Below are 16,715 nucleotides of genomic sequence, written 5' to 3'. Positions count from 1 at the left end.
AACTCACAAAAGTCGCCTGCTGGGGTCAGAGCGTCGTCGTCGCGTCGAGTGCGATGTGGATCGCCCGCTCGACGTTGTCCTTCGCTTTCGCGGGCAGTTCGTCGTCTTCCGTCTCGCCCTTCTGTGTTCCCTCGACGAGGTTCCCGTCGACGGTACAGATCGCGCCGGCGGCCATCCCCTTCCGGCGCGCCAGCGAGAAGATCGCCGCGGCCTCCATCTCGACGGCGAGCAGGCCGGCGCGCTCCCAGTCGTCGACGTACTCGTCGGTTTCGGCGTAGAAGGCGTCGTCAGTCGCTATTGGGCCGACGTGGACCCGGCCTCCGGCGCCCTCGGGTTCGGCCTCCCCACTGGCGTCCGCGGCCGCTCGCGTCTCGTTTGCCTCGGCGGCCTCGACGAGGGCCGACAGCACCCCGTAGTCGGGAACGGCAGGATAGGTCGCCTTCTCGTAGCGCTTCGTCGTTCCCTCGTCTTTGGCTGCGCCGGTGGCGACCACCATGTCGCCGATCTCGATCCCGCGCTGGAGCGCCCCAGTCGTTCCGACGCGGATGAGCGTCTCCACGCCGACGCGCTCCAGTTCCTCGACCGCGACCGCCGCCGACGGGCTCCCGACCCCGGTCGAACAGATCGTCAGATCACGCCCCTCGTAGGTCGCGTTGACGACCTTGTACTCGCGGTTGTAGGTCAGTTCGGTCGATTCGTCACACATGCCCGCGATACGGTCGACGCGGCCCGGGTCGCCGGGGACGAGCGCCACGTCCGCCAGGTCGCCTTCGCTCACGAGCAGGTGCGGTTGCTTCGACATACACCTCCCTTGTGCGAGAGGCTACTAAGAGCGTCCGGTCACCGGACGGCCGCGATCACACCGGGGACGACGATGGCGAGTGTCACGCCGAACACCAGCGCGGACACGAGCCAGTCCCGGCGAACGGCCGGCAGGCGGTCGCGGGCCTCGCCACCGTACCGCGGGAGGACGACCCAGGCGAACAGTCCGTAGACGAACAGCGTCACGAGGCCCGCCGCGAGCAGGTGGGCCGCGATTTCGAGGCCCGCGACCCGGGCCACCGCCGGCAGGACCGCGGCCAGTCCGATCCCGACGAGTGCGTAGAGAACGGCGGCCATCGGCCCGACCGCGTGGTGGAGCACCGCGGCTTCCGTCCGGGAGACCTTCGACGGGACGGTCCCCTGGAGGACCGAGGCCGCGACCGTCGCGGGCGTCCAGCCGGTCGCGAGTCTCGTCAGGGGAACGTCCATCGCGACGGCGGCGAGCAGGCCCGAGACGACCGCGGCGGCGAGCCAGACGGTCGCCGGAACCGGCGTCGTGTGCCCGACGTGTGCGACGATCATCAGTCCGAATCACTGCGTGGCCCCGACTCCCCACGCGGTACAGGGAGCCGGCCGGTCAACTGTGAAAACGAGAGGTCGACCGAATCGAGGTAGAGCTTCGTCCGGTAGGCGGCGTAGCAGGGGAATCCGATGAGGAAGAAGACGAACGCCGTGAGGAACAGGCGCGGCACCGAGACTGGCAACAGGACCTGGGTCGTGATCGACTCGGTCAACAGGAGGCCGATGAGAAAGAGTCCGGCGAACACCGAGTGTCGGCCGAGGCTTCCGATGAACGCCCAGCGCGGACTCAGCGCCTCGACGGGCGGCTCCTCGCCCGGCGGCTGGCTCGCCTGTCCGCTCCCGGCCGTCGGTCCCGGAACCGATTCGACTTCGGGCACGTCGACCGGTTCGGCCGCGGAATCCGGAGCAGGAGCCGGTTCCGGCTCCGGTTCGGGCTCCGGCGGCGCCACGCGCCACCAGACACGGCCCACTCCCACGTCCTTCGACTCGATTTCCCCCCGTTCGACGAGATCCTCCAGCCGGTTCAGCGTCGCGCGCTTCCCGATCGGGAGTTCCGCTGCGACCTCCGCGGTCGTCAACACCGGATCGTCGGTCGCCTCGAAGACTCCGAGTATGTTCTCGTCGCGGGCCTTCTGGGCCGGCGCACGAGGATACTCGTCCGAATCGGAGTCTGAGGGCATATGAGTCCATTTTTCTCCCTTCCGCATATAGCTTTGGATTCCTATGACCGGGTTTCAGGACGCATTAACCCAAACTTCGCCCTTACGAAACAAGGTGCACAAGCAGTAACCTTTATACTCTCCTGCGTACATGGATGGAATAGGGACGCGGGGGCGTGGACGGTTCCGTTCGGTGTCCGTCCACCGCAGACCGCGTCCGACTCCCCTCACCCCCAACACCGAACCTCACTCTCGACGAACCCCAACACCACGGGTCGACCGATACCGACCCATCCTCACTCTCATCCCCATTTTCCGGACGACGCGGAGCGACGGCTCCGGCGTGACTGTCCTCCCGGGACACCGGCCGTGACACTCAGACGGGGCCGACGGCCGCGAAAAGCAGGAGGTTGTGGGCGCCGGGGCCGAGCCCGACGGCGGCGACCACACCGAGGGCCGTGTTCCCCCAGACCGGGTCGTCCTCGACGAAGTCGCCGAAGAGGTCGAGGACGACCACTGCGACGCTGAGTTTGACAAGCACGAACAGCCACCCCTCGCCGATGAGCGGTGCCGTCGGGAGTTCGCGGGCCAGGTCCATGATCGCACGCGGGAGCGGACTCCGCTCTCCCGTCCCGAGGAGGTCGACACCGACCGCCGTCGAAACGCCGTCGAGCGTGTGTCCGAAGACGACGAGCACGCCGAGTAGTCCGGCCCGGTCGACCGGTGTCGGCCGGACTCGTGCCATCGCCGCGTACACCAGGCCAGCGAGGAGGACGGCGACGACTAGGGCCGCCAGTGGGATGACCGGCGAGAAGGTCCCGGCCGTGACGCCTGTCCGGAGGACCAGACCGCTCGGGATCAGGGCGGCGACGGCACCCGCGACTGCCAGTCGGGCCGGCACCTCGCTACCGGCCAGCGAGAGCGCCAGCCACACGCCACCGGCTATCGTGAACGTCGTGACGTAAACCGCCGGTGCGCCGGCCAGTGGCGCGACGACCGCTGGCACGGCCTCGCGCTGATACAGCGCGTGGAGCGCGGCGCCGGCGACCATCCAGGGGGCGAACGCGGCGACGACTCGCTGTGTGACCGGCGGCCGACGGCTGTAGACCAGCCCGACGACGGCGCCGCCGGCGACGGCTAGTACGAACAGGTACGGCACCGGTGGGACGACGAGCCCGCTCGGAAGCAGTTGCAGGACGACGGTCCCGGGGGTCTGCGACATGTCCGTGGAGGGTCGCCGGGCGGCCGAAAGCGTTCCGATACACGCCATCGCGGCGACCGGGTTTATGTGGGAGTCGGCTGAATCCGGGGGCATGACGCTTCCGGGGCGGGTCGATCACACGGTGCTCGGGCCGACGACGACGGGCGAGGACGTGTTAACGCTGTTCGACGAGGCGATGGAGTACGGGACCAACGTCTGTATTCCACCGTGTTACGTCGATATGCGTGGGTACGCCACGGATGTACTGGTTGCTACCGTCGTCGGCTTCCCACACGGCCAACACCCCACGACCGTCAAGTGCGCCGAAGCGGAGCGCGCGTGGCTGGACGGGGCCGACGAGATCGATCTCGTCGCCAACGCCGGCTTGCTCCTCGGCAGCGAAGACGACCGCTACCGCGAGGACATCGAATCGGTCGTCGCCAGCGTTCCGCTCCCGGTGAAAGTCATCGTCGAGGCGCCGTCCCTGACCGACGACCAGCTCCACCGGGCCTGCGAACTGGCGGTCGAGGCCGGTGCCGACTACCTCAAGACCGCGACCGGCTTCGGCGACGGCGGCGCGACGGTCGCCGACGTCGAACTGATGAGCGACTACCTCCCGGTCAAAGCCAGCGGCGGAATCGGCTCGTGGGAAGACGCGAAATCGATGCTCGATGCGGGCGCCGAACGAATCGGTGCCAGTAGCGGCGACGTCATCGTCGCGGAGTGGCAGGACGCGACGGCTGACGACGGGGTCGACTACATGCGCGGTACCGACTCGGACGACGAGTCGGGCGCCGGGGACGACGAGGGAGACACCAACGTCGAGGGGGCAGGCAGTGACGGCGCGGACGATTCCGACGAGGAATGATCAGGGCCTCGGCGTGGCCGTCGTCGTTTCGTTCGCCGCTTCGACGACGTAGCGCTGGCCCGCCTGTGACCGCAGGAGGCGGTCGACGGGCGCGTAGTCGTCCCGGAGGACCGGGACATCGCCGACGGCCACGTCCGACTGGTAGCTCCTGATTTCGTTCGAGAGGTCGATCCCGATGTCACGGGCCCGGTTGCGCTCGCGGAGCTCCGATTCGGTCACCCGTCCGTCGTCGACGGTCGCAACGAGTTCGATGTTCTGAAGGGACTCGGTGTTGCTCGTCGGGAAACTGTACACCTGTGGGAACACCTCGCGCATCGTGCGGTACTGGGCGCGGTAGAACTCCGAGCCGGCCCCGCTCCGCGCGGAGATGACGTTGGCGACGAGCACGCCGTCCTCGCTCAGATGCGACCGCGCCTCGCGCATGAACTCGACCGTCGTCAGGTGGTGTGGCACCTGGTCCGACCGGTAGGCGTCGAGGACGATCACGTCGTAGGTCCGGTTGGTCTCCTGGAGGAACACGCGGCCGTCCCGCGTGTGGATGTTCAGCTTCTCGGATTCGGAGACGTTGAAATACTGCTGGGCGGCGTCGACCACGGCGGGGTCGATCTCGACGACGTCGACGGTCACGTCGTACTCGTGGGCGTAGCGCTTGGGGCCGGAAAAGCCGCCCCCGCCGACGAACAGCACCCGGTCCACGTCGGGGGAGTCACGGAACAGCAGCGGCATATGAAAGTAGCGGGTGTACCCGAAGACGTAGCGGGTGGGCTGGTCGAGGTCCATCGCACTGTGGCGGACGCCGTCGAGGTACAGCGTCCGGACGCCGTCGTCGTCGGCGACCCGGAGTTCCTGGTACGCCGTCTGTGTCTGGTAGACCGTGCGGTCGCCGACGGGGGTGTACGCCGCGAGCGAGAAGGCGAGCAACAGGAGGACGATCGCGGCGAAGACGCCGCTCCAGGTGGCGGTATCTTCCCGATCTGCCAGCGCGAGCGCGGCGACGACGAGGACGACGCCGAAGGCGAACTCGATCAGCGTCACGCCGACGTAGGGGATCAGCGCGAACGTCGTCGCGAACGCGCCGACGATGCTGCCGACGGTCCCGAGCGCGTAGACGTGGCCGGACGCGCCGCCCGTGCTCTCGGCCTCGACCAGTTCCGCGGCGTAGGGGCTGACGAACCCGAGCAGGACGGTCGGCGGCCCGAAGAGGACGGTGATCGGGACGAGCGGCGCGTACCGCTGTGGAATCGGTAGATCGGCGCTCGCCCGGATCACCCACTCGCCGCCGACGATAAGCGCGGCGACGAACAGCGCCGACCCGACGAAGACGGCGGCGATTGCTCGCCGTGATGCGCCCGTCGCCGCTCGCTTCCCGCCGGCCCAGTAGCCGACGCTGAGCGCGGTGAGGAACACCCCGATGATCGCTCCCCAGACGTAGATACTGCTCCCGTACGTGGGCGCGAGCAGGCGGCCGGCGACGATCTCCAGGCCCATGCTCGCGACGCCGGAGGCGAAGACGGCGAACCCGACCGGGGACACGTCGACCGCGGCTCGTGACCGTGACACGACACGCGTTAGCAGTGGGACGGATATAATCCTGCCGTGCTCGTCACGCCACTGCTCGGTCGGTCGCCCCGATTCGTCGCGTTTTTGCGCCCGGAGCGGCGAGAGTCTGTACGCGATGGCCCGCTATCACATCGAAACGTACGGGTGCACCTCGAACCGGGGTGAGACCCAGCAGATCGAGCGGTCGCTCCGCGAGGGGGGCCACCACCCCGCGGACGGCCCCGAGGAGGCCGACGTAGCCATCCTCAACACCTGCACGGTCCTGGAGAAGACCGAGCAGAACATGCTCAGGCGGGCCGAAGAACTCGACGAAGCCACGCCCGGCGACCTCGTCGTCACCGGCTGTATGGCCCTCGCACAGGGCGAGGAGTTCGAGCAGGCCGGCGTGGACGCAGAGGTTCTCCACTGGGACGACGTGCCCCAGCACGTCCTCAACGGCGAGTGTCCGACGGTGACGCCGGACACCGAACCGGTGCTGAACGGCGTCGTCGGCATCCTCCCCATCGCTCGCGGCTGTATGAGCGACTGCTCGTACTGCATCACCAAGCAGGCGACCGGCCGCATCGACAGCCCACCGGTCGAGGAGAACGTCGAGAAGGCTCGGGCGCTCGTCCACGCGGGCGCGAAGGAACTCCGCATCACCGGGCAGGACACCGGCGTCTACGGCTGGGACCGGAATCAGGGCGATAGCCTCCTCCCGGAACTGCTCGACCGCATCTGTGCCATCGACGGCGACTTCCGCGTCCGCGTTGGCATGGCTAACCCGAAGGGCGTCCACGGCGTCCGCGAAGAGCTGGCGGCGGTCTTCGCCGAGAACGAGGAACTCTACAACTTCCTGCACGCGCCGGTCCAGTCCGGGAGCGACGGCGTGCTCGCGGATATGCGCCGCCAGCACGCCGTGGAAGAGTACGTCGAGGTCGTCGAAACCTTCGACGAGCGCCTCGACTACTGGACGCTCTCGACGGACTTCATCGTCGGCTTCCCCACGGAGGACCCCGCGGACCACGCACAGAGCATGGCGCTCATGCGGGAGACTCGCCCCGAGAAGATCAACGTCACCCGCTTCTCGAAGCGGCCCGGCACCGATGCGGCCGACATGAAGGGGCTGGGCGGCCAGACGAAGAAGGACCGCTCGAAGGCGATGTCGGAGCTGAAGATGGACCTCGTGGGCGAGGCCTACGAGGAGATGATCGGGACCGAGCGGTCGGTCCTGCTCACCGAGGACGGCCGCGAGGAATCGCTGGTCGGCTACGACGAGGCCTACCGCCAGGTCGTCGTCGCCGACGGCGAGGCACGCGGCCTCGAAGTGGGCGACACCGTCGACGTGGAAATCACGAGCCACAACACGGTGTACGCCTTCGGCGAGCCGCTGTGAGCCGGGGCTTCGTCGCCATCACCGCCGCTGGGCCGAATTTTCAAGTCGTTCGCGTCCGTTCTCGGGGGTATGTGCCTGGCTGCGCTCATCGACGGCGACACCGGCCGTCCCCTGCGCGAACTGGTCCGCGAGGAGATCGTCGACGCCACGGCGACCGGCCTGCTGGCAGTGACGCTGGTCGTCGCCGTCCTCGGGGCCCAGGGCGCGGCGACAGGGACGCTCGTCGCGAGCGGCGCGGCGGCGTTCGCCCTCGGGTTCGGTGCACAGTTGCTCTTACTCGTGGTCGGTGCGACGCTGTTGCGGCGCCGGAACGGGACAGGGCCGGAGCCGGGACCCGCCTGACGGCGAGCCTCACTCACCGCCACCGTCGGGGTCGGTCGGCCCGCCGGCCAGCCGGTCGACCTCCGCGTCGGGCTTCCACTCCCCGAGTTCCTTCGGATCGACGTGGACGAACACGTCGTCGACCTCCGGGAGTTCGCGGATCGAATCGATAACATCCGTCTCGATATCGTGTGCCTCCCGGAGCGTGTGGTCGCCTTCGACCTCGATGTGGAGGGACACGTCGATCTCGGGGCCGACGTAGTGGGCGATCACGTCGTGGGCGCCCTCGACTTCGGGGTGGGCGAGCGCACGGCGGACGATGTCGGCCCGCAGTTCCTCCGGCGGTGCCGCGCCGACGAGGTAGTCGACGTTGTCCCGGACGACCTCGACGCCGGTGTAGAGGATGGCGAACCCGACGAGGACGGCGGCCAGCGGGTCGAGCAGGGGAAAGCCGGCGGCCGCACCGACCACGCCGGCCAGTGCCGCACTCGCGGTGAGGATGTCGTTGCGGTTGTCCAGCGCGACGGCGACCACCGCCGGCGAGTGGTGGTCGGTCCCGACGGCCAGACAGTAGCGGTAGAGCAGGTACTTGGCGACGGCCGCACCCGCGAGGACGGCGACGGCGGCGGGATTGCGCGTGACCGTGACCGACCCGGAGAGGATCGTCGTCCCGGCCTGCCAGAGGACGACCCCGCCGGCCGTGAAGATGCCGCCGGCGACGAACAGCCCCACGAACGGCTCGATCCGTTCGTGGCCGTGGGGGTGCTCGAAGTCCGGCGGCCGCGTGGTCAGGTAGATGCCCGCGACGATGACGAGGCTGTAGACCGTGTCGGCGAGGCTGTTGACCGCCTCGGATCCGACCGCGAGGCTCCCCGTCGCGAACCAGACGGCGCCCTTGGCGACGGCCAACAGGAGGTTGACCCCGAGGATCAACAGGCCGACTCGCCTGAGAGCGGACGCCCGGGCCATCGTCCGGGTTTGCACGCCGGGGGTCAAAAGTACCGGCATCCCCGACTCTGCACGGGCCCGCGGCCGTCAGTCGATCCGGACCGCGCGGTCGTCGCCGGTGACAGTCGTTCCGTCCTGCTCCGCGAACGCCTCGTGGAGTCGGTCGTACGTGTCCTCGACGGCCTCGATGATCACTTTCGTCTCGCCGATCACCGGCATGAAGTTCGTGTCGCCCTCCCAGCGGGGGACGACGTGGGTGTGGAGGTGGTCGTCGATGGAGCCGCCGGCCGCGCCGCCCCCGAGGTTCAGGCCCGCGTTGAAGCCGTTGGGCGCCATCGCCGCCTCCAGCGCGTCGAAGGTCCGCTGTTTCAGGCGGGCGTGGTCGAGCAGGACCTCGTCGTCGAGGTCCCCGTAGTCGCCGGTGTGCTCGTGGGGGATCACCATCGCGTGGCCGGGGTTGTACGGGTAGTTGTTCAGGATGACGAATGCGTGTTCGCCGCGCGCGACGATGTTGTTCGCGCGGTCGTCGTCGGCTTCGGGGAGTTCACAGAAGACACACTCCTCGATGTCGGGGTTCTTGTCCGGCCGTTCCACCCAGTCGATCCGCCACGGGGCGAACACCTGCTCCATGGGTCCCGGTCGGTCCCGGACCGGCATAACCACCACGGACGAACGTCCGGACCGCCGAGTCCGGGCGGCGATCCACGCTCCCCGAGTCCGAACCACGAGCCACTGCCAGTACTTATATCCATCGGCCGTTTTCCCGGGGCTGGTCCGAAAGACGCCATCAGACCGCGCCTTGAACGGTCTGGTGCGATCTCAGGTCCTCCTTCCGACGAACCGCATTAAGGCGGCGCAATTCACGGTTGAACGGAGTGGAACGGATTGGGGTTTTTATGCAGTTCTCGCCGCGAGCACGAGGTGTGATGTCAGCCACGAACGAAGGGCAAGACGAGATGGCGGAACGGTGTGACAACTGTGGCCGCGAGACTCCCCACACTGTGTCGGTGCAGATCATGACGGAGAGTTCCCGCCCCGAGAACGCCGAGTACTCGCGGGAACCCTACCGCGTGAGCGAGTGTCGCGTCTGTGGCACACAGACGGCACTCCGCATGAACAACGCCTAGGCTGGCATCCGCTCCCCAGGACGGGCACCCCCCGTTCTCACCCTCCCACTCCACCTCACACTGCCTCTCTGCAGTCGCGAGCAGGTGCGGTCGCCGCTTGCTTCTCTCGATCACTCACCGCGAGCGCGTCGTCACTTCACAGCCGTCTTCGGTCACGATGATGGTGTGTTCTTTCTGACTCACGAGACACCCGTCTTCCTCCTTGAGAACGGGGTAGCCGTGGAGGATGTCCTGCTGTTTCAGCCGCCGCAGGGCCATTTCGGGGCGGTTCACGTCGAGCCATCGGGTGGCGAAGGGAAGCGTCTTGAACTCCTCGGTGATCTGCTGGAGCGCCTTCCGGGCGTCGCGGTTGCGGACCGACCCCTCGTTTTCGAGGGCGAAAATCTCCTCGTCGGCCCCCTCGCTGACCTTCCCGCCGCCGTCGGTGGCGAACGGCTCGATAGCGACCACGTCGCCGGCTTCGAGTTCGACGCCCTGTTCGACGGCCCGGTTGGGGATGTTCGGCGGGATGTGTTGCTGGTACTGGCCGAGGCCGTGCCCGGTCAGGTTCACGACGGGGTTGAACCCGTAGCCGTCGATGACGTCCTCGACGACGGCGCCGATCTCGCCGGTCTCGACGCCCGGTTCGACGACGTCGAGGGCGGCGTCGAGCGCTTCCTCGCTGGCTTCGGCGAGTTCGGGATTGCCCGAGAGGTCGATGGTGACGGCGGTGTCGGCGAGCCAGCCGTCGATGCTGACGCCGATGTCGAGGTTGATCATCTCCTCGCCGAAGGTCTCGCTGTCGTCGACGCCCGGGGTGGCGTGGGCTGCCTCCTCGTCGATGCTGATGTTGACGGGGAAGGCCGGCTGCCCGCCCAGTTCGCGGATGCGGTCTTCGGCCCATTCGGCGATTTCGAGATGGCTCGCACCCACCTCCACCATCTCCGCGGCCTCGTCGCGGACTTCGGCGAGAATTTCGCCGGCCTCCCGGTGTTTCTCGTACTTCTCGGCGTCCAGATCGGCCTCGCTCATACCCCTCCGTTCGGCGAAGGGCGGCAAAGGACTTGTGTTCGGGGCGGGCAGCGGGTTCCACCCGTCGTCGAAGTGGGCACTGCCGCCCGCGCCCCTCAGTCCTCGCAGTAGACTCCCAGCGTCGAGGTCCCGCAATTCACGCTGATGCGATAGCGGACGACCGAACCGGGGTCACGAACCGACGCGTCGACGGTGATGCTCCCTCGCTCGCCCGGCTGGACGTCGCCTTCGCCGCCCTGCTGAGAGGTGAACGGTGCCTCCATCGACGACCCATCCTCGTAGATCGCGGTGATGTCGTAACTGTAGTACTGCGGCTCCATCACACGGTCGCCGGTGTTCTCGACGGTGATCGACACGCGCAACGAGTCGCCTTTCGACGCCGAGTGGTCGACCACGGTGAGACCGGACACCGCGTTGTTGCCGACACCCCCCGTGAGTCCCGCCGGTCGGGGCGTCGGGGTCGACTCGTCGCGGAACGAATCGTCCGCCGTCTCGGTCCGTGTTTCGTCGCTCGTGTCGGTGTCAGTCGGTTCGTCCGCAGTTTCGGCTTTGGCGTCGTCCTGGTCGTCACCGTTGCTCTCGTCGTCACCTTCGCCCCCGCCGTCGCCCTCCAGGGCGTCCTCGAACGCGGAGTCGTCGCCACCGCCCCCGCTGTCGTCCGTACACCCGGCCAGCCCCACGGTGACCCCCGTCGCGAACGTGAGTCCGCCCGTCCGTAACAGGTCTCGCCGGTGCATACGTGCGCGTGAGGTGAACCGACGTAATAAACAGTCTCGTCCCGCTATCGAATCTGAAAACTCCTGTCGCCCCGTTGGGGTATCGGTCCACCCCCCGGGGAGTCACCCGGGGCCCGTCGGTGGCACGTGGCCCGGGGAAGTCCTGCCAGCGAATAACCATCCCGAAAGTTGTATAGAGTTTCCGAGGAAGCGGTAGGCCTTTTAGCCCGTCGTGTGAAGGTCGACAATATGTCCTACGAGAAGGTCGATGTGCCCGCTGACGGCGAGAAAATAGAGGTGGTAGACGCGGAGAACGACCAACTCGACGTGCCTGACGAACCGATTATCCCGATCATCTACGGCGACGGAATCGGTACCGACGTCGGCCCGGCGGCTCAGAAGGTTCTCGAAGCCGCCGCGGCCGCGACAGGCCGCGATATCCATTGGATGCGAGTCTACGCTGGCGAGACCGCCCGCGAAATGTACGACGAGAACCTCCCGCAGGACACGCTCCAGGCGTTCCGGGAGTTCGCGGTGGGCATCAAGGGCCCGCTCACGACGCCCGTCGGTGCCGGCTTCCGGTCGCTGAACGTCGCGCTCCGAAAGCGACTCGACCTCTACTGCAACGTCCGTCCGACCTACCACATCGAGGGGGTCCCCTCCCCGGTCAAACGACCGGACCAGATGGACATGGTCACGTTCCGGGAGAACACCGAGGACGTCTACGCCGGCATCGAGTGGGAGGCCGGCACCGACGAGGTCGAGGAAGTCCGCGACTTCGTCGAGGGAGAGATGGGCTTCGACGAGACCATCCACGAGGGCGAGGTCGGTATCGGCGTCAAGCCGATCACCGAGTTCGGCACGAAGCGCCTCGTCCGCAAGGCCATCGACTACGCCCTGGAGAACGACCGCGACTCAGTGACGCTGGTCCACAAGGGTAACATCATGAAGTTCACCGAGGGCGCCTTCCGCGACTGGGGCTACGAGGTCGCCGAGGAGGAGTACGGCAGCGAGGTCATCACCGAGGACACCCTCTGGGAGGAGCGGGACGGCGAACAGCCCGAAAACGCCGTCGTCGTCAACGACCGCATCGCCGACAACATGCTCCAGCAGATCCTCACCCGCACCGAGAACTACGACATCCTCGCGATGCCGAACCTCAACGGCGACTACCTCTCGGACGCCTGTGGCGCCCAGATCGGCGGGCTCGGCATCGCACCGGGTGCGAACTTCGGGGACGGCCGCTGTCTCGCCGAACCCGTCCACGGCTCGGCGCCGAAGTACGCCGGCCAGGACAAGGTCAACCCCACTGCGATGATCCTCTCCGGAAAGCTGATGCTCGAGTACATGGGCTGGGAGGACGCCGGCCAGCTCGTCCGCGAGGGCGTCGCCGAGGCCATCCGCTCGAAGAAGGTCACCTACGACATCGAACGACAGATTCAGGGCGGCGAACGCCTCGCGACCAGCGAGTTCGCCCAGCGCGTCGCCGACAACATCCACGACCTGGCCTGACGCCTCTTTCACCCGTCCTCATCGCCGACGCCGTGCTGTTCTCTCGCTCGTTCGACCCACTCGGGTAGTGTCACCGTCGTCCGTCCGACCTTCTGGAACCGCACTTCGCGAACCACGCGGACCTGTTCCCCGACCCGGGGCGCCGTCCCGTCGAAGGCGTACCGGTAGGACTCGACGTAGCCCCGCCTGTCGAGACGGAGTGTCACCGAGGCGTTGCGCTGGCGGCCGACGTAGGGGCTACTCGGCGCGGACTCCGGGGCGGTGAGGCGCGTCGAATTGTACACGACACCGTCGGTCGCGTTGGCACGTCGGAGCGAGAACGCCCGCGCCAGGCGCTCGATGTAGTCCCGGTCGGAGGGCGAGCGGAGCGGACCGGTCGTCGTGTTCGGGTAGACCCGGAGGGTGGAGCCGTTGGCGCCGACACGGGAGACGACCGTCGACCCGTCGAACCAGTAGCTGACGACGGGTGCGATAGCGTTCGAGGGGAGCCCACGGGTCGTCCGCTCGCGCCGGAGCAGGTACCGCTCCGCGTTGCGTGTGACCTCACGCTGCCGCCTGTCTAGACGGACGGTCCGGTTCCCGGCGGTCACCCGTTCGCGGATCAGGACGGTGTAGTTCGTCCGGGAGAGCGCCGTCGCGTGCCCGGTCGCCAGCGTCTGTGGGTCCGGGACCGACCCCGTGTTGACGAAGGACTGCCCGGTCGGTCCCGGCGCCGGCGTCACCGTCGCGGTCCCGTCTGCACCCGCCCGGGCGCCGTCGTTACTCGTGATGCCGTTGCAACCGGCGGTGAGGGCGAGCACCGCGACCGCGAGCGCTGCGAGGCGGGTCACCAACTGCTCGTTCGGCCCACGCACAACTAACCGTTCCGTGGCTACGGACCTCACAATAGACGCACCGAACCCGCGCGGAACCTGCTCGGTACCCGGCAGTCCCTACTCCCAGTCCGGGTTCGGACGCGGCGGCGCGAAGATATCGACGCCTTCGACGGGGACTTCCCCTTCGTTCGCGGCGGCGTGGGGCTCGCTGCCGGGGATGGTGAAGGAATCGCCGGGGCCAACCGGGAGCGACTCGCCGGCCACCTCGAACGTGAGCGTTCCGGTGAAGACGAACCCCGTCTGTTCGTGGTGATGGCTGTGCTCCGGGACCTCGGCCCCGGGCTCGATGTGGAAGTGCTGGGCGCTCGTCTCCTGGCCGGCGGCCAGCTGGGTGAGGTGGACGCCGTCGACGACCTCGACCGTCTCGCGGTCGGCCTGTGTGACCGTCTTCATGGCTCGTCCCCTCGGCCGGCACGCACCTAAGCGTTCGGCCGCGGCCCGTCGCGACCCGGCACGCCCGCGGCCGCCCTGTCGGCAGGTTCTTGGGCGAACGGGCCCGACGTGGGAGTATGTACGCGGTGGTCGGGTGTAGCGAGTGCTCGGCGCTGTGGGTCGTCGAGGGCCGCCCCGAACGCAGCGAGTGCCCGCAGTGTGGGACGACTCGCCAGTACGCGAAACGCAAACAGTTCGTCACGACCGACGACCCGGACCAGGCCCGCGAGGCGCGGGCGGCCATGCTCGCCAAGCGCCAGGGCCACGCCGACGCCTTCGCGGAACTCGACTCGTTCGCGGAGATGGACCGCTACCTGGACGAGGCCGGGGTCGACGACGAGGAGTACCTGGGCGAGGCCGGCGTCGACACCGACGCGGTCTCCGCGGCGGCGTCCCGCGCCGAGAGCGGCGCCGGCAACAGCGCCGGCAGTCGGAAGGAGGTCGTCCTGTCCGCGCTTCGGGACCTCGACGAGCCGACCGAGAAAGCGGTCGTCGACTACGCCACGGAGCGGGGCGTCCCGGCCGAGTACGTCCGCGACGCGCTGGCGAAGCTGACCCGCCGCGGCCGCGCGACCGAGAGCGGGGGGACGTACCGACTGCTATGACCGGGCTCGAAGCGGTCGTCGGCGAGGACCCCGATTACGCGTCGATGGTCGTCGGCACGTTCGTCGGCGTCGCCGGCCTGCTCTTTCTCGCCGAACCGGTCGTCGACCCCGTCGCCGTCGGCGGTGCACGGGTCCGGATGATCGCCCTGTCCGTGATCGTTCTCGCCGTCGGGTTCGGCCTCGGTGCCGGCGTCTACCTCCGTCGCGGCGAGCGGCTGATCGGCATCGCTCACGCTATCGGCGCGGGTGGCTGGGGACTCGTCGCCCTCGCGCCCGCCGTCGGGAGCCCACTGGTCCTCTTTCTCGGGTTCGCGATCCTGATCGGCGGGGCACTCTTTCTCGTCGCACAGACCCGCCGCACGCCGTAACACGGCCGGCCCCCGCCGCGTGCCGTAGTCCGCTAAAAGACGTATCGGGCGTGAGAGTGCAGTAAAAGCATCTTATGGGCTTTTTCCTCCCTCAACAGTCGCGGGAATTTATCCGGTCGAGCGTCGGGACGTGTGGTATGAGTGAACAGTCGACGCTCGGGAGCCGGTGGTTGGGCGGGTTCCTGCTGGCGCTGGTCGTGGGCGCTGTCGTGGTACTGGTGGACGCAGGGCTGCAGCGGCCGGACCCGTTCGGCCTGCGGGTAACGCGGGTCGGGCAACTGCTCTTCGTGATCGCGTTCGTCGCCGGCAGCCTCCACTTCGCCCGCCGTGGACGTGACTGGCGGGCAGTCGGGTTCGTACTCATCGCGACCGGCTGGGCCCTGCTGTTTGCCGACTGGTTACTGGAGCAACTGGTCGGCCCGGGGTACGTCTTCGGCGTCCTCGCGATCCTGGTCACGGGCTGTGTGACCATCGTGTACGGCATCGTCCGGGACGAACTCCGGTCCGAACTCGACCTGGAAGCGGTGCTCGGCGACTGAGCCGCTCACCGCCCGAGTTCGTCGTGGGCCGAGGCGAGGTGGTCCGAGGCGAGCGCGCCGAGCAGGGAGAGTTCACCCGCGAGCGCGCCGGTGGCGATGACCTCCGCGAGCGCGTCGGCGTTGCTGCCTGCCGGGTCGCCGCCGCCGCGGACGCCCACTACGTCCAGCGCCTCCGCCTGCGTGGGGAGTGTCGTCCCGCCGCCGACCGTCCCCACCTCCAGCGAGGCCAGCGTGACGGAGGCGTACAGCCCCTCGTCGCGTTCCTCGACGGTCGTGATGGCGTTCGCTCCCTCGACGACCTGTGCGATGTCCTGCCCGAGCGCGAGGAAGGCCGCGGCGACGACGTTCGCGGCGTGGGCGTTGAACCCGAGACTGCCCGCCTTCGCGCTCCCGACGAGGTTCTTCCGGGTGTTGGCCTCCGCGATGGCGGCCGCCGTCGTCTTCAGCCGGGATTCGACCTCCTCGTGTGGCAGGAGCACGTCGGCGGCGACCGTCCGACCGCGCCCCTCGACGGCGTTGACGGCGGCCGGCTTCTTGTCCGTACAGAGGTTCCCCGAGAGCGCCACGAGGTCGGCCGGGGTCTCGGCCTCGACGACGGCACAGGCCTCCTCGGTGGCGATGGTAGCCATGTTCATCCCCATCGCGTCTTTCGTGTCGTAGCGGAAGCGGAGGAAGACGCTGTCGCCGACGACGTAGGGCGTCACGTCGGTCAGTTCGCCGTGGCTCGTCGTCGACTCGGCGGCCTCGGCCAGCGTGTCGACGTGCTCACGGGTCCAGGCCGCCACGGTCGCGGCCTCGCCAACGTCTTCGACGCGAAACACGGGTGCCCGCGTCATCCCGTTCTTGAGGACGCGCGCCGTCGCGCCGCCGGCCGCCCGGATGGCTCCACACCCGCGGTTGACGCTGGCGACCAGCGCCCCTTCGGAGGTGGACAGCGGCAGGTAGTGTTCGTCGTCGGCGGCCTCGCCGTCGACCGGGATGGGGCCGGCGACGCCCATCGGCACCTGCGCCGCGCCGATCATGTTCTCGATGTTCGGCTCGGCGTCGGCGGCGTCGAAGGTGAAATCGCCGACGGCGTCGAGATCGGCACCGGTCTCCGCGGCGAGTAACTGCCGACGGGCGGCGGCCGCCGTCTCGTGGTCGGCGTGGTCTTCCAGTTCGTACAGGCGGAGCTCGCCGTCGCGGACGCGCTCGGCGAGGTCGCTGGCGTCGGTCATGCCCGACACCGGGGCCCCCGGCCCCCTAACTGTTGCC

Annotated in this window: 20 protein-coding genes; 8 read left to right on the top strand and 12 right to left on the bottom strand. The window is 68.4% G+C overall.

Going from position 1 to position 16,715, the window contains the following annotated elements; genetic code table 11:
• Positions 1–25: 25 nt before the first annotated feature.
• From MUG96_RS14750 to MUG96_RS14735, 4 genes are all read right to left on the bottom strand, one after another.
• Positions 26–802 carry a nucleoside phosphorylase gene (locus MUG96_RS14750; protein ID WP_246983934.1) on the bottom strand — a complete coding sequence of 259 codons (777 nt, stop codon included), beginning with the start codon at positions 800–802 and terminating at the stop codon, positions 26–28.
• A 38-nt stretch (positions 803–840) separates the two neighbouring features.
• Positions 841–1,344 carry a hypothetical protein gene (locus MUG96_RS14745; protein ID WP_246983932.1) on the bottom strand — a complete coding sequence of 168 codons (504 nt, stop codon included), beginning with the start codon at positions 1,342–1,344 and terminating at the stop codon, positions 841–843.
• On the bottom strand, positions 1,344–2,024 hold the full coding sequence (locus MUG96_RS14740; RefSeq protein WP_246983930.1) for a hypothetical protein: 681 nt from the start codon (positions 2,022–2,024) through the stop codon (positions 1,344–1,346). The genes MUG96_RS14745 and MUG96_RS14740 overlap by 1 nt, the downstream gene beginning before the upstream one ends.
• 355 nt (positions 2,025–2,379) lie before the next feature.
• Positions 2,380–3,225 (bottom strand): DUF63 family protein, encoded by an 846-nt coding sequence (locus tag MUG96_RS14735; RefSeq protein WP_246983928.1) that lies wholly within the window; start codon positions 3,223–3,225, stop codon positions 2,380–2,382.
• 91 nt (positions 3,226–3,316) lie between these two features.
• Here MUG96_RS14735 and deoC point away from each other — a divergent pair, with 91 nt between their 5' ends.
• The gene (gene deoC, locus MUG96_RS14730; RefSeq protein WP_246983926.1) at positions 3,317–4,072 is read left to right on the top strand and encodes a deoxyribose-phosphate aldolase; all 756 of its coding nucleotides are present in this window, start codon (positions 3,317–3,319) and stop codon (positions 4,070–4,072) included.
• Here deoC and MUG96_RS14725 read toward each other — a convergent pair whose 3' ends face one another.
• A complete protein-coding gene (locus MUG96_RS14725; RefSeq protein ID WP_373222115.1) occupies positions 4,073–5,560 on the bottom strand; it encodes a spermidine synthase in 1,488 nt (495 codons plus the stop codon).
• Positions 5,561–5,747: 187 nt separating this feature from the next.
• On the opposite strand from MUG96_RS14725, the gene MUG96_RS14720 reads away from it, so the two are divergent.
• Together MUG96_RS14720 and MUG96_RS14715 are read left to right on the top strand one after the other, a co-directional pair.
• Entirely contained in the window at positions 5,748–7,007 is a 1,260-nt protein-coding gene (locus tag MUG96_RS14720) for a tRNA (N(6)-L-threonylcarbamoyladenosine(37)-C(2))-methylthiotransferase (RefSeq protein WP_246983922.1), read from the top strand.
• Between the two features lie 69 nt (positions 7,008–7,076).
• Positions 7,077–7,349, top strand: coding sequence for a hypothetical protein (locus tag MUG96_RS14715; RefSeq protein ID WP_246983920.1), 273 nt, complete (start codon positions 7,077–7,079; stop codon positions 7,347–7,349).
• Positions 7,350–7,358: 9 nt separating this feature from the next.
• Here MUG96_RS14715 and MUG96_RS14710 read toward each other — a convergent pair whose 3' ends face one another.
• Both MUG96_RS14710 and MUG96_RS14705 read right to left on the bottom strand, forming a co-directional pair.
• On the bottom strand, positions 7,359–8,297 hold the full coding sequence (locus tag MUG96_RS14710) for a cation diffusion facilitator family transporter (RefSeq protein WP_246983918.1): 939 nt from the start codon (positions 8,295–8,297) through the stop codon (positions 7,359–7,361).
• Between the two features lie 66 nt (positions 8,298–8,363).
• A complete protein-coding gene (locus MUG96_RS14705; RefSeq protein WP_246983916.1) occupies positions 8,364–8,906 on the bottom strand; it encodes an HIT family protein in 543 nt (180 codons plus the stop codon).
• Between the two features lie 296 nt (positions 8,907–9,202).
• Between MUG96_RS14705 and MUG96_RS14700 the strand changes: the two genes are divergently transcribed.
• On the top strand, positions 9,203–9,403 hold the full coding sequence (locus tag MUG96_RS14700; RefSeq protein ID WP_246983914.1) for a DUF7835 family putative zinc beta-ribbon protein: 201 nt from the start codon (positions 9,203–9,205) through the stop codon (positions 9,401–9,403).
• Between the two features lie 114 nt (positions 9,404–9,517).
• Here the strand turns inward: MUG96_RS14700 and map are convergent, their stop codons facing one another.
• The gene (gene map, locus MUG96_RS14695) at positions 9,518–10,414 is read right to left on the bottom strand and encodes a type II methionyl aminopeptidase (RefSeq protein ID WP_246983912.1); all 897 of its coding nucleotides are present in this window, start codon (positions 10,412–10,414) and stop codon (positions 9,518–9,520) included.
• A gap of 95 nt (positions 10,415–10,509) precedes the next feature.
• The gene (locus MUG96_RS14690; RefSeq protein ID WP_246983910.1) at positions 10,510–11,151 is read right to left on the bottom strand and encodes a hypothetical protein; all 642 of its coding nucleotides are present in this window, start codon (positions 11,149–11,151) and stop codon (positions 10,510–10,512) included.
• Between the two features lie 228 nt (positions 11,152–11,379).
• Here MUG96_RS14690 and icd point away from each other — a divergent pair, with 228 nt between their 5' ends.
• The gene (gene icd, locus MUG96_RS14685) at positions 11,380–12,642 is read left to right on the top strand and encodes an isocitrate dehydrogenase (NADP(+)) (protein WP_246983909.1); all 1,263 of its coding nucleotides are present in this window, start codon (positions 11,380–11,382) and stop codon (positions 12,640–12,642) included.
• Between the two features lie 8 nt (positions 12,643–12,650).
• Here icd and MUG96_RS14680 read toward each other — a convergent pair whose 3' ends face one another.
• Both MUG96_RS14680 and MUG96_RS14675 read right to left on the bottom strand, forming a co-directional pair.
• Positions 12,651–13,472 carry a DUF7537 family lipoprotein gene (locus MUG96_RS14680; RefSeq protein ID WP_246983908.1) on the bottom strand — a complete coding sequence of 274 codons (822 nt, stop codon included), beginning with the start codon at positions 13,470–13,472 and terminating at the stop codon, positions 12,651–12,653.
• A gap of 102 nt (positions 13,473–13,574) precedes the next feature.
• Positions 13,575–13,910, bottom strand: coding sequence for a cupin domain-containing protein (locus MUG96_RS14675; RefSeq protein ID WP_246983907.1), 336 nt, complete (start codon positions 13,908–13,910; stop codon positions 13,575–13,577).
• 116 nt (positions 13,911–14,026) lie between these two features.
• On the opposite strand from MUG96_RS14675, the gene MUG96_RS14670 reads away from it, so the two are divergent.
• From MUG96_RS14670 to MUG96_RS14660, 3 genes are all read left to right on the top strand, one after another.
• Positions 14,027–14,554, top strand: a complete 528-nt coding sequence (locus tag MUG96_RS14670) for a DUF5817 domain-containing protein (RefSeq protein WP_246983906.1) — start codon at positions 14,027–14,029, stop codon at positions 14,552–14,554.
• Positions 14,551–14,922 (top strand): hypothetical protein, encoded by a 372-nt coding sequence (locus MUG96_RS14665; protein WP_246983905.1) that lies wholly within the window; start codon positions 14,551–14,553, stop codon positions 14,920–14,922. The genes MUG96_RS14670 and MUG96_RS14665 overlap by 4 nt, the downstream gene beginning before the upstream one ends.
• Positions 14,923–15,059: 137 nt before the next feature.
• Complete coding sequence (locus MUG96_RS14660; protein WP_246983904.1) at positions 15,060–15,461, top strand: hypothetical protein; 402 nt, start codon at positions 15,060–15,062, stop codon at positions 15,459–15,461.
• Positions 15,462–15,466: 5 nt separating this feature from the next.
• On the opposite strand, the gene hmgA is transcribed toward MUG96_RS14660, so the two are convergent.
• A complete protein-coding gene (hmgA, locus tag MUG96_RS14655; protein WP_246983902.1) occupies positions 15,467–16,678 on the bottom strand; it encodes a hydroxymethylglutaryl-CoA reductase (NADPH) in 1,212 nt (403 codons plus the stop codon).
• Positions 16,679–16,715: the final 37 nt, after the last annotated feature.

The organism is Halorientalis marina (genome assembly GCF_023028345.1).
GTDB classification, from domain to species: domain Archaea; phylum Halobacteriota; class Halobacteria; order Halobacteriales; family Haloarculaceae; genus Halorientalis; species Halorientalis marina.
Note: the sequence above shows the minus strand (reverse complement) of the source record. Positions and strands in the feature narration are given on the sequence as shown.